Raw genomic sequence first — 12,956 nt, forward strand, 5'->3', positions numbered from 1 at the left:
ATTTCGACTGAATCCTTGCAACCGATTTCAGGCCGAACTATTGTAGATTGAATGGAAATCCCAACTTGCGCGGATTTTCTTACCTTGTCGGACTAACCGATGTGGGCAGATTGGCCTGCACGGGATCCTTTCACTGACCGAGCTTTAAAACGGCTCTTTTAGGCCAATCGACGTTCCACCACCAGGTGACGTCCGATGCGGTCTATCGCGATAAAACCGGAGATCTTTCGAATGAAAGCCCTTGTGCTCCCTCGCGTTCGCTTCGCTCTGCTTATGGTATTAGGCATGAGCTTGGCGGTTCCTTCTGTCCAGGCAGGTCAGAACGGCTTCACGCAAAACGCCGTCGGTGGTGTTTCTATTGATGCCGAGGGACAGCTGACGTCCGCTCGTCCTGAAGTGAAGCGACAGCTTCGTCAGGAAATGATGAACGCTCTGGAAAAGGTGCCTGGCGATCTGGCCACGCCTGTCAAAATGCGAAAGGTCTCGCTTCGCGGCTTGAATGCGGCTATCAAAGCGTCGCAGGCCAATAACGGCGGCAAGCTGCCTGATGCGGTGAAGTACATGGCCGGCCTGCAGCGTATCGAATACGTCTTCGTGGACGAAGCCAACAACGACGTCATCCTTGCTGGTCCCGCCGAAGGTTGGACCATTGACCAATCGGGCAACGTGGTCGGTGTCACCACCGGTCGTCCTGTTCTGCTGCTGGAAGACTTCATCGTCGCCATGCGATCGACTGAAGAAGCCCGCGTCGGCGGAATCACTTGCTCGATCGATCCTACCGCCCAAGGCCGCCAGAACTTAGACAACTATCTGGCCAGCCTGACTCGTATGGATGCCAGCGTGAAAGATGGCGTCGAACGAGCCATGGGTGCCCAGGTCATCACCATCACCGGTGTGCCCAAAGATAGCCACTTTGCCCGCGTGCTGGTCGCTGCTGACTTCCGCATGAAACGCATCGCGATGCACTTAGACCCAAGCCCAGTTCGCGGTCTGCCTAGCTACCTCGACATGCTTCCTTCGGCCCGTGCCGTGCAGAACGCCATGCCGCGTTGGTGGTTGGCTTGCAATTATCAGCCGCTGGCCCAAAGCGAAGACGGCCTGGCTTGGCAGTTGCGTGGTCCTGGCGTGAAAGCCATGACCGAAGACGAAATCGTTGCCGAAGATGGCTCGATCGCCCAAACCGGTAAGGTCAGCGCCATCCCGCAGAAGTGGGCCGACGCAATGACCAAGAACTACGAAGAGCTTTCCGCTGAAGATAAGATCTTCGGCGAACTGCGAAACGTGATGGACATGTGCGTGATCGCCGCCCTCTTGGAAAAGGAAAACCTTCTCACCAAGGCCGACCTCGACCTGGACATGATTAAGAGCTCGACGAGCCCCGTTCAGTTGGAAAAGTTCGCCACGCCTGATAAAGTGCCGACCTTCTTCAGCGCCATGAAGAAGGGTCGCCAATGGGTGATCACTGCTTCCGGTGGCGTCGACATCAACTCGTGGGCTGTCGCCGACAATACCGAAAATGTCGCCGGCATGGACAAGCTGCGAACCGAACAGCTCGCTTCCCACACCAGCAACATCTGGTGGTGGAACTAACACAAAAAGATCATCAACGATCAAGCGAAACGGCCTCCCTGGTGGAGGCCGTTTTTTATTGTGCCCGCAGGTTGACCCACTCGATGCGATTAAGATGCGACGCAATCGTGGGGAAGTAACCATCCACGATTCCCAGCTGCGCGCACTCTTCCCAAGAAGCATTCCCCGGTCGATCAACCGACTTGATCAGCGTGAAACAATCGGCGCCCCAATGAGCCGCAAAAATTGCGGCAAGCGAGTCACTTGTAAAACTCCAATCGACCGGCGTTTCGCCAAAACGCTTCTCAAGTTCACGGTTTCTTTCGTACCATGTCGGGATGACGTTCCACACCTGGATGCTAGACGGACGACTTTCTTTTTTCCAAGTCCTCAGCATCTTTTCGTGCCAATCTGACCCAACCATCGCAGTGAGGTTGACGAGCAACATGGCAGTAAGATCCGCCGAAATCTGCATCGACTGAAGTGCCAAATGATTGCTGTGAAGTGGTTTCAGGTCATGCCGTTGATCCATGGTTCGCACAGCATCGGCAAAGACGCCGCCACCAGGAATGATCACCACCGGCAGGGCAGGGGATTGCTCGGCGTGCAACTGATTAATTCGCTCGGCCAAGTCAGGCAAGTCCAACAAGCTTCCGCCCAACTTCCAAACCGCAAAGCCCATCGAATTAGTCCCAGCCCTTTTGCGCGAGGTTGGCCAGCGCATACGCTGGTGCACAACGGGCTGCGTTCGCGCCGATCAAATCGGTCAGATATTCTCGGTGCGTAACCACACCCGCCGAGTCGAGGGCTGCTTCAGCCAGGAAGTCGCCGTGGCCGCTAATGACCGTTAGTTCCACGTTCATCTTCAGTTCTTCCACCACCTGTCGAATACCGGTGGCAATCTTCTTGACCATGATCGAGTTCAGCTCGCGTGCCACCTCATTGATCTCGGTCCACGTAACCTCATCACCGTCGGCACAGATCATCCGGGCCAGGCGCGTCTTGGCGAACTCACGCGTCGCAGGGCGACCGTCGGCGGTGCCGTGGTTCTCTGGCTCTTCATCAAACAAACCTAGCGCCAACAGAATATCAATCGACGTGGCAAACCATTCGTTCGCCACCGGGCAACGTTTCCCGCGGAAGTTAACGTAGTCGGTGATACCGCACACAGGCGTCCGTTCGACACCTAGATAAACCAACTCGCCGGCCAGAAGTCGGTCTAAATCCGACTTCGACTTGCTGGCAACCTGACCGTCGACCAAGGGGATAATGTCGGTTGTCGTGGAACCGACGTCGACTACCAGTCCGCTCTTGCCCTGAAACCACTGACCGCCGAAGCAACCCAGTGCGTGCCAGTTGGCGGCTGCGACTGATATCGGATCCATGATGGCGTCTTCTAGCGAAACCATCTGGCCAGTGACCGTATATACCTTCACCGGGTAGTTGGCGAACACCTCGCGAATAGCGCCCAGAACAAAACGCACCCCTTCCGCTTTCGAGCCAAAGCAGTCGGCCAGCTCGGCAGTCATCGTCACGGCCACACGATCAAAAACGGGGGTCATCCCCAGCACGTGCTTCAGGTTGACGACCAGTTCGTGCTTCTTCTTCCAGATAGCGAACGGAAAGGAATGAGCGAAACCGTCGCCCGTCGCAATTTTGATGTTGGCTCCTCCAACGTCAACGCCCAGGACCGTCATACGCTATCTCTTTCCCTACTTAAAGGATCTCAAAATCGACCTTGCCGCAGCCTACCCGAGGCTCGAAATCGTGTCCGGCGACCACGTCCAACATGGCTTGAGCCAGGTTATTCTTCAGTAGTAGCCGTAAGCCCACATAAGAACTTGTCAGCCGCGGGTTCAGATCGACCGCGACATCATTCTTCCCGTCGGGACAGGGCCCCAAGATCATATCAAGGCCTACATAACCCAGGAAAGGGGGCAACGCCCTAATTGCTTGCGCCGCAAGACGATGCGCCCGCACGTTCAGTTCCACTGGGATAGGTAAGCACCCTCCATGATATTTTAAATCTTTGTCGAGTGCTTGGAACGCGGCAGGTAAAAGAAAGAAATCCGCTCCTCTGCCCAGTGCGGCGCAGCTTACAGCATCGCCATATACCTCTGGCTGTATGAGTTCTGTTTCGTTCCTGAGCAATTCACCATTAATCTCAAATCCTGCATTCCAGGTAAGAACTCCTTCCGAGCCAGCTCCGTCAGAGGGCTTGGTCACCACCGGAAGATCTAACAAGTGCTCCCACGTCGATCGCTGGTGGATTCGAAACGTGTCGATCGTGCGAACCGACGCCTCGCGCCAAAGTTGAAAGCACTTCCACTTGCACGAGGCTAACTCGACGAACGCAGAGTTAGGGCTCACCAGAAAAGCACCATCTTCTTCAGCCCAGCGGGTGCGTGAGAGATGCAGCCCGTCGAATTCAGGGGCAATCACCAGCGTGGCCTGAGTTGACTGCGTGGCATCTCGAAAAGCCGTTCGCTCACCCTCAGGGCCTTCGACAGTTATCTGCTGAGCGGCCGCCACCGACAACGGGGCCAGGCGACAATCACGCAGCACCGTTACCGACATACCATCGATCGCCGCGAAGTCGTCAACCACCGCGGCCAACATGGCCGTGCCTTCTTTCAGCAGCGACCCACTCGGAGCAGGCGAACCGGGAACTGAGTAGAGTCCGCCCCCGGTGATCAGTTCATACACAAAAATACTGCGAGGCGAGGAAGGTTGCGACTTTATCACCAGCAAACCCTTTCCGCATCATCGCACAACTTCAGGGTGTGCCGCTGGCACACGGAAGTCTTTTCTCAGGACAGCAGCCCATTGGGCTTCTGACGTCGCTTCGCTTAGAAAATCCCCAATTGATCACGGGCATCTTCGGTCATGCGATCAGGCGACCATGGCGGGTCCATGACGATCTTAACGTCAACGTCGCCGACCCCATCCATCTGCGAAACAAACTGCTTCGCACCACCGATCAGCTGCGGACCGGCTGGGCACGCAGGGCTGGTCATCGTCATGTCAATCAGGACCTTCTTGTCCTCCGACTCTTCGATATCCTCGAAGTTGACTTCGTAGATCAGACCGAGATCGACGATGTTCACAAAGAGTTCCGGGTCAATCACGTTCTTGAGTTGTTCGCGGACTGAGTCTTCCGATAGTGCCATCGTTGGGTTCCTTCTTAATCAACAATGCGAACGAAGATATCGTCGCCTTCAATTTTCGCTTCGTGGACCTGGGTTGGTTGGGTGGCTGGCATCAACGTGGGCGCCCCGGTTCGAATATCGAATTTGGCTCCGTGACGAGGGCACTCGATTTCGTAACCTTCCAGATCCCCTTCGCCCAAAGGGCCGTCGTCGTGGGTACAAACGTCATCCAAACAGTATACCTGACCACCGGCATGAATCACGATCACAAAACGATCGTCGACTTCAAACACTTCTTTTCCAGGATCGGGAATATCACTGAGGGCCGCAACACGGACAAAGTCGGACATTCGGTTTCTTACTTACAGGGCAGGGTGTGGTTGGTTGTTTGCTGGCAATCCGCTGGCATACTGCCGTGTTTCAATGGGGGGTGAAACCTACGAATTTGGGCACTACAGCTGGGCTCGTCCAGCAGTGGCACCCGATGGAATGTTCCCTACTTTATTGGCAGGCCACCAATCTCTTACGCTAATCGTATTCACGAACACGTCGGGCGATCGCGTGCCCGAGAGCTTCGCGAACCGATACCAGCGTGATGCGATCGAATACCTGCTGAAAGAAGCCAGTGACAATCATCCGCATTGCCTCTTTCCGGGTATAACCGCGAGCCATGGCGTAGAAAATTTGCTCTTCGTCTACCTTGCCGGTGGTGGCCCCGTGGGTGCAGCGTACGTCGTCCGCTTCGATCTCCAGACCAGGGATCGAGTCGGCACGGCTGTGTTCAGTCAGCAGCAGATTATCAATCCGCTGATACCCGTCGGTCTTCTGAGCCCCCGGTGCAACCTTGATCATCCCACGCCAAACGGTGCGAGAGTGATCTTGCAGCGCGGCTTTGTAAAGGAAGTTGCTCGTGCAGCTATGGGCACGATGGTACTGCTGCGTGTGGTAGGAAAGATGCTGCTTCCCTTCGGTGAAGAGCACTCCATTTACTTCGCAGTGGGCACCCGGCTTATCGAGGGCAACATGCTGATTGACTTTCGACAAGCGACTGCCCAACGCGCCAAGCGTCCAGAACAAGTTGGCATCTTGCCCGACGCAACCCTTTTGTTGTGCGAAGTGCCAGACCTTTTCGCCCCAGTTTTGTAGGTTCACAAAGCGCAGGTTGGCTCGATCGCCGACGATTACTTCAATCGCCCCGCAGTGGAAACCAGGTTGGTCATCGTCCAGGCTGGCCGACTCGGTCAGGACCGTTGCCTGGGCACCTTCTTCCAACACAATCAATGTGTGAGCCAGGTCAACGCCGTTGTCGCCGATCAAGTTCAAGACGTGTAGCGGCTGCTCGACTTGGACGTTTCGCGGAACGTACAGGAACGCACCACCACTGAAGTAAGCCGCATGCAGGGCGCTGAATTTGTCGAAGTTCGGGTCGAACTCGCCTTGGAAGAGGTACTTCTTCACCAGGTCGCCATGCTCGGCCAGCACGGTGCGGAAGTCGCCGAAGATAACACCTTTCGACTTCAATTCGTCGTTGATCGTGCTGACGGCCGTCTTGCCGTTTAAGGAAATCACCTGCCCGCCAATATCGACCCCTTCGGCCAACAGGCCGCTGGGCAGCGACGCCGGATCGACCGGGGTGGTGAAGCTCGGCGGGTCGAACTTCTTCAGGCTGAAGCCGCGGATGTCGGTTCGCATCCACTCTTCTTCCTTACGGGTCGGCCAGTCTTTGCCCTCGAAACTTTCGAAGGCTTCCTGGCGAAGATCGACAAGCCACTGCGGTTCGTTCAGCTGCTTGACATAGTCGTTGAATGCTTCGGCATTCCAATTTTCGACGGAGGGTACGGTTCCCACGCTCATAATATCGCTAATGTTCGGGTCAATCTGTCAAAGAAAAATGGCCAAGCACGCCAGCTCGATCGACGCTGCTTGGCCCAAATTTGGATACGCAAGGCAAGGTCGATTAACCGACCGAACCTTCCATTTGCAGCTCGATCAAGCGGTTCAGTTCGACCGCGTATTCCATCGGCAGCTCTTTCACCAGCGGCTCGATGAAACCGTTGACGATCATCGTGCTCGCTTCCGCTTCGCTTAGGCCGCGGCTCATCAGGTAGAAGAGTTGCTCTTCACCAATCCGCGAGACGCTCGCTTCGTGACCGATGGCGACATCCGGCTCCATGATTTCGATGTACGGATAGGTATCGGTCTGGCTTTCCGGATCGAGGATCAAAGCATCGCACACAACGCTGCACTTGGTGTTGGTGGCACCTTCCTCAACACGAACCAGCCCGCGATAGCTACCGCGACCGCCATCCTTCGAGATCGATTTGGAAATGATCTGACCGGAAGTATTCGGAGCACAGTGAACCAGCTTCGCGCCGGTATCTTGATGCTGATGCTTACCAGCGAACGCGATCGAAAGGATCTCGCCGCGGGCACCCGGTTCCATCAGGTAAACGGCTGGGTACTTCATCGTCAGATGACTACCCAGGTTGCCGTCGACCCATTCCATGGTGGCGTCGGCGTAGGCCATTGCCCGCTTGGTCACCAGGTTATAGATGTTGTTTGCCCAGTTCTGGATCGTGCTATAACGGCAACGCGACCCCTTCTTGGCGATCACTTCCACCACGGCCGAGTGCAGGCTTTCCGACGAATACATCGGAGCGGTGCAACCTTCGACGTAGTGAATCTTCGCCCCTTCGTCGACGATGATCAGCGTTCGCTCGAACTGCCCCATGCTCTCTTCGTTGATACGAAAGTAGGTTTGCAGGGGGAACTCGATTTCGACGCCCGGAGGAACGTAGATAAACGAACCACCAGACCAAACGGCCGAGTTGAGCGCGGCGAACTTGTTGTCGTGCGGCGGAATCACCTTGCCGAAGTATTCCTTCAGCAGTTCGGGGTGCTCACGAAGAGCCGTATCCGTATCGGTGAAGATCACCCCTTTCTGAGCGAGGTCTTCCTGCAGCGAGCCGTACACCACTTCGCTCTCGAACTGAGCTTTCACGCCGGCCAGATACTGGCGTTCGGCTTGGGGAATGCCCAGCTTCTCGAACGTTTCCTTAATCTCGGCCGGCACATCGTCCCACGTCTTGCCTTGCTTCTCGGTCGGCTTGAGGTAGTAGTAGATGTCCTGGAAGTCGAGATTGATGTCGCCGCCCCATTTAGGCATCGGCTTGGAATTGAAGATATCAAGCGAGTCCAGACGGAACTTACGCATCCAGTCTGGCTCGTCTTTGATGTCCGAGATCTGGTGAACGATCTCGGCGTTCAAACCCTTCTTGGCCTTGAAGACACCCTTGCTGGTCGTGCGGAAATCGTACTTGTTGATTTCACCGATCGGGCTTTGTACGCCGGTGTCAGTAATATCGGTGGCCATAGTCTCTCCAAACTATTGAATATCGTCGTTGGCGATTGACTTAATTGCTTCGCGTGGGTGCCTGGTCGCAGTTCAGGCCGCGAAAACGAATCGCAGTGTATCTAAACGCTTTGTAACTAAACCGTTTGTTCTTCGTCTTGCATTTCACGTTCCATAGCGGCCGCTTCCGGATACGCCTTACGAACGCGATCGTAACCACTGGAATGCAGTTCGTGCGCCAGTTCGACACCGCCACTTTCGACGATGCGTCCACCGAGCATCACATGGGCATGCGAGGGTGGATTATGTTCCAGCAACTTGTCGTGGTGCGTGATGATGAGCAGGCCCATCTCTTCGCCACCGATCTGAGCGATACTCTGGCTGGCCAGGCGAACCGCATCGGCGTCTAAACCACTGTCGGTTTCGTCCAAGATGGCAAACTTCGGCTGTAGCATGGCCAGCTGAAGGATCTCAGCCCGCTTCATTTCGCCACCAGAGAAGCCGTCGTTGACGTAACGACGAGCGAACTCGGTGTCCATTTGAAGCTGGTTCATCTTCTCTTTGATTTCGCGGCGGAATTCCCGCATGGGGATCAGGTCTTCCCCTTCTTTACGTTCTGGATTACGCACGTTGGTCGTCGCGTGACGCAGGAAGTCGGCCAGGCGAACGCCAGGGATGGCGATCGGACGCTGAAAGGCCATAAACAGCCCGAGCCGGGCTCGTTCGTCCGCTTCCAATTCGGTGACGTTGACATCATTCAGCAGAATACGACCCTCGGTCACTTCGTACTTGGGGTGTCCCATGATGGCGAAGCCAAGCGTGCTTTTGCCAGAACCGTTAGGCCCCATCAGGGCGTGCGTTTCACCGCGTTTCAGTTCCAGGTTCACGCCATTGAGGATCGGTTTCTCTTCTACCGAAACGTGCAAATTCTCAATCTTCAATACGTCGGTCATTCGTGACTTTTCGCTCTTTTCGAGTCTCAACGGAGGCGACGCCGCGTACGGCGTGCAGGGAAGTTATTTACCAGTATGTTTCTGATGTTGGGTCAGCGGGTTTTCCGATCCGGTCGCCTCGACATAACCGGAATGGTGCGGCACCGGCAACTCGTCGTCGACGCGAACGCCGTCCTTCCGATTGATGCGATGTCCGCGGATCTTATCCTGAATCCGCATTAACCCTTCCAACAATGCCTCCGGCCGTGGAGGACACCCAGGGACGTAAACGTCCACCGGAACAACCAGGTCAACTCCTTTGACCACGTGATACCCATACTTGAAGTAAGGACCACCACCCACGGTGCAAGCACCCATGGCAATGACATACTTCGGGTCAGGCATCATGTTGTAAAGCCGCCGAACTCGGCTGGCCATTTTGTACGTGACGGTGCCAGCGACAATCATTAAGTCTGCCTGGCGGGGGGAAGCCCGAAACGCTCCGGCTCCGAAGCGATCGATGTCAAAGCGACTCGCCCCGACGGCCATCATTTCGATCGCACAACAAGCCAAGCCGAACGTCATCGGCCAAATGCTCGATTGCTGTCCCCAGTTGATGGCCTGTTCGATGGTCGTCGTAATGACGTTTTCTTCGAAGCGACCTTCAATCCATGGCTTGGTCATGTCACACGCTCTCCGTATCCGAGTTGATAGGCGTAAACTCGTAGGTGCAACAACTCTCGCCATCGAGCCGACAATGGCTCAGTGTCATATCTTGTCCCAATAGTTCGGCGAACATCGCTTTCTCAAGCGCACACACGGCTCGATCTTGCTCCGCCAAATCCGGGTAAGGACAAGCCAGCACGTTCAGCACCGGCTTACCCTCGTTGTCTTCTTCATATTCCAGCGGAATCTGGCGACCAATGAACAAGGCCATCAGGTCATGAATCCGCTCGTGAGCGTCTTCACCGTGAATCTGGCTGGCGTACATCTCGACCAGTCGCTTGGCGATCCGGGAAATGAGCCCTAGCTTCACGTCGGGGTCTTCAATGGAACGAATCTCGTCCCACAGCGCCAAGGCCAAGTCGGCATAGTTGGCCCCCGTTTTTCGCTCGCCTTTGGTGGTCAAACGATACTTGTGCGTGGGTCGACCGCGTCCTGCCTTGGAGGCAATGCGTTCAACGTAACCTTGTCCCATCAAACGATTTAAGCGTTGACGCACGGCGGTTGCCGTGACTTCCATGGCTTCGGCCAGATCGGCCGTCGTCAGGGAAGGAGTCCTCCGCAACAAATCGAGCACGACCAAGTCGGTCGGGAAGACCTCGTTAGCCCAGCGCGTGTCATTTTGCGCGGAATTGTTGCTCATTCGCTTAAATCGCTTTCGGACGACTGGCAATCTGCTAGCCGTATCGCTAAGTTGTGTCAGTACCCTAATGTTAGGGATTATCGCATTTTTGACAAGTATATATTCGTTAAATCGCGATTCCCAGACAACCGTTTCCGTAAACCCTTATGAGTATAGCAGTTAAGAATTACGGTAACTACTGCCCCCTAATCGCCCCAGCCTCTCCATTTCGGAACGACTTTTAGAACAACCCTCCCTAACCCGGCAAGCCCCAGGCCGAAGCAGGAAGGTTGGCAGTTTGGGAAATTTGCATGATCGCAAGTCAACTCTCCATGTCTTGGCGCATTGCGCTACTCTCGCTCTTCGCTCTTTCGCTCTTCCCCGTAGCAACTTTTGGCCAGGAAAACCCGCCAGAAGAGCCAGCCACGGAAGCATCGACCTCGCCGGATCAAGATTCACCGGCAGAAGCGTCTCCTGTCGCATCAGACAAAACCTACCCGGCTCCGGTCAGTTTGACCGACAGCGAACCTTGGACGGCATTTCAATACTTCGATAAGCCGTTCGAGTGGATGGTCGGTAAGATGGACCAAACGTTGTTCTATCGCGTCTTCTCGACCGAGCGGCAGTACGCTCAGATGGACGACGTGATCTACTACGTTCGCGACCGCGGGACCGACGGTCCCTTCGTCATCGCCGAGAACAGCAAGGTCCGCAAGCCGGCCGATTTGCCCGATCAAATTGACGACGAAAAGCTTCAGCAGTGGGCAGAGCTTGGCAAGATCACGACCTCTCCCGAACCAGACCGCATCTATCGTCTTGGCGTTCTGAATCGCACCGACGCTGCCGGCCAAGAGAAACAGCAGCCGGTCGACTACGTTCTGTACGTCATTAACGACTCAACCAAATACGTTCGGATCAAGGAAGGGGACAAGTTCACCTTCCAGCCAGTCACCAAGCTGCGAAATTCGCTCAACGAAGATGAATCGACTTGGCTCACGCCCGAGCAAATCCAACAGCGTGCCCAGGCAGGCAAGCTGGCCCTCAGCAACAGCAACCCCAAAGAAACGCCTTACCTGTTTACCGAATATGTCGGCGGTGCGCCGATCGTGGTGCTTTGGCTCTCCGGCGGGGCCGTCTTCTTCACCATCTTCTTCGCATTCGTCAACTTCTGGGGGTTCAGCCACGCAATCAGTATCGTCCGTGGAACGTACGACAACCCCAACGAGCCCGGAGAAGTGACGCACTTTCAAGCGCTCGCGTCGGCTCTTTCTGCGACGGTGGGCCTGGGGAATATTGCCGGCGTGACCATCGCCATGTCGGCCGGCGGTCCCGGGGCGTTTTTCTGGATGCTGCTGTGCGGCTTCTTTGGCATGACGAGCAAATTTGTCGAGTGCACCCTGGGGCAAATGTACCGCGAGGTCAAACCTGACGGCACGATCCTCGGCGGTCCGATGCAGTACCTGACCTATGCGTTCAGTCAGTTTGGCCTCAAACCAATCGGACAGGTCTTGGCCATCATTTTTGCTGTGATGTGCATCATGGCCAGTTTCGGCGGTGGAAATATGTTCCAAGCCAATCAGGCCACCTCGATGGTGCTAACCGTCGTTCAAGACAAAGAACTCAACCAACTGAACCAAGTCAAACGAGACCTCAGCGCCGCAGCCGCCGAAGGGGATCTCACCCAAGTCCGCGAACTCGAAAAGCAGAAGACCGAGTTGCAAGGCAAGATCGACGCGTTCAAAGGAACGTTCAATCCAATTTTCGGTATCGTGATGGCCTTTTGTGTAGGTCTGGTGATTATCGGGGGGATCAAGCGAATCGGTGCCACGGCCAGTAAAGTTGTGCCTGCGATGTGCCTGATGTATATCTTGGCCTGCCTGTGGATCATCGGAGCCCATATCACGCTACTGCCGGAGCTGGTTGCCCAGATCTTCACCGAGGCGTTCAATCCGGAAGCCGTGCGTGGCGGTATTTTGGGCGTGATCGTCATCGGCGTTCAGCGAGCAGCTTTCAGTAACGAAGCCGGCGTCGGTAGCGCAGCGATTGCCCATAGTGCTGCGAAAACCGATGAGCCAGTCCGCGAAGGCTTTGTTGCCCTGCTGGGTCCCTTCATCGACACGATTGTCGTTTGCTCGATGACCGCCTTAGTAATTTTGATCACCGGTGCCTGGGACAACCGCGAATGGATCTTGAATCAAGGTCTCGAAGGGGTTCAGTTGACGGCAGAAGCTTTTCAGGCGGAAATCTGGTGGTTCCCTTACATCTTAATGGTGGCCGTGGTTCTGTTTGCTTTCTCGACGATCGTTTCCTGGAGCTACTACGGCGAACGCTGTTGGGAACGCCTGTTCGGGGCCCGCAGTATTTACGTCTACAAAGTGATCTTCGTATTCGCGGTGTTCATTGGATCGATCTTCGAGCTAGGTAGCGTCCTCGATTTTTCCGACTTCATGATCCTCTCGATGGCGTTCCCTAACATCTTAGGGACTATACTCTTAGCTCCTAAGGTACGCACCGCACTTGGCGAGTACTGGCAAAAATATAAGGCCGGCGAGTTCAAGAAATACAAGTAACCGGCGAATGACTTCTCAGAGCGCTTCACAGATAGATGG

The 12,956-nt window shown here is 55.3% G+C and carries 12 protein-coding genes; 2 read left to right on the forward strand and 10 right to left on the reverse strand.

The features are described 5' to 3' along the window. The first annotated feature begins 231 nt into the window (after window positions 1–231). Entirely contained in the window at window positions 232–1,590 is a 1,359-nt protein-coding gene (locus HOV93_RS09825) for a DUF1598 domain-containing protein (RefSeq protein WP_207396325.1), read from the forward strand. 55 nt (window positions 1,591–1,645) lie between these two features. Here the strand turns inward: HOV93_RS09825 and HOV93_RS09830 are convergent, their stop codons facing one another. From HOV93_RS09830 to HOV93_RS09875, 10 genes are all read right to left on the reverse strand, one after another. Further along, on the reverse strand, window positions 1,646–2,251 hold the full coding sequence (locus tag HOV93_RS09830) for an amino acid kinase family protein (RefSeq protein WP_207396326.1): 606 nt from the start codon (window positions 2,249–2,251) through the stop codon (window positions 1,646–1,648). A gap of 4 nt (window positions 2,252–2,255) precedes the next feature. After that, the gene (locus HOV93_RS09835; protein WP_207396327.1) at window positions 2,256–3,266 is read right to left on the reverse strand and encodes a hydantoinase/oxoprolinase family protein; all 1,011 of its coding nucleotides are present in this window, start codon (window positions 3,264–3,266) and stop codon (window positions 2,256–2,258) included. A gap of 19 nt (window positions 3,267–3,285) precedes the next feature. Beyond that, entirely contained in the window at window positions 3,286–4,314 is a 1,029-nt protein-coding gene (locus HOV93_RS09840; protein ID WP_207396328.1) for an ATP-grasp domain-containing protein, read from the reverse strand. Window positions 4,315–4,418: 104 nt separating this feature from the next. Beyond that, window positions 4,419–4,739, reverse strand: a complete 321-nt coding sequence (locus HOV93_RS09845) for a metal-sulfur cluster assembly factor (protein ID WP_207396329.1) — start codon at window positions 4,737–4,739, stop codon at window positions 4,419–4,421. Window positions 4,740–4,753: 14 nt separating this feature from the next. Further along, a complete protein-coding gene (locus tag HOV93_RS09850) occupies window positions 4,754–5,068 on the reverse strand; it encodes a non-heme iron oxygenase ferredoxin subunit (protein WP_207396330.1) in 315 nt (104 codons plus the stop codon). Between the two features lie 178 nt (window positions 5,069–5,246). Continuing rightward, entirely contained in the window at window positions 5,247–6,572 is a 1,326-nt protein-coding gene (gene sufD / locus HOV93_RS09855) for a Fe-S cluster assembly protein SufD (protein WP_207396331.1), read from the reverse strand. Between the two features lie 103 nt (window positions 6,573–6,675). Next, complete coding sequence (gene sufB / locus HOV93_RS09860) at window positions 6,676–8,091, reverse strand: Fe-S cluster assembly protein SufB (protein ID WP_207396332.1); 1,416 nt, start codon at window positions 8,089–8,091, stop codon at window positions 6,676–6,678. A 116-nt stretch (window positions 8,092–8,207) separates the two neighbouring features. Then, window positions 8,208–9,023, reverse strand: coding sequence for a Fe-S cluster assembly ATPase SufC (sufC, locus tag HOV93_RS09865; RefSeq protein WP_207396333.1), 816 nt, complete (start codon window positions 9,021–9,023; stop codon window positions 8,208–8,210). Between the two features lie 63 nt (window positions 9,024–9,086). Next, entirely contained in the window at window positions 9,087–9,686 is a 600-nt protein-coding gene (locus HOV93_RS09870) for an NADH-quinone oxidoreductase subunit B (protein WP_207396334.1), read from the reverse strand. Between the two features lies 1 nt (window position 9,687). Further along, entirely contained in the window at window positions 9,688–10,368 is a 681-nt protein-coding gene (locus HOV93_RS09875) for a helix-turn-helix transcriptional regulator (protein WP_207396335.1), read from the reverse strand. Between the two features lie 311 nt (window positions 10,369–10,679). Here HOV93_RS09875 and HOV93_RS09880 point away from each other — a divergent pair, with 311 nt between their 5' ends. After that, the gene (locus tag HOV93_RS09880; protein ID WP_207396336.1) at window positions 10,680–12,917 is read left to right on the forward strand and encodes an alanine/glycine:cation symporter family protein; all 2,238 of its coding nucleotides are present in this window, start codon (window positions 10,680–10,682) and stop codon (window positions 12,915–12,917) included. Window positions 12,918–12,956: the final 39 nt, after the last annotated feature.

It is taken from the genome of Bremerella alba (assembly GCF_013618625.1).
Classification (GTDB): domain Bacteria; phylum Planctomycetota; class Planctomycetia; order Pirellulales; family Pirellulaceae; genus Bremerella; species Bremerella alba.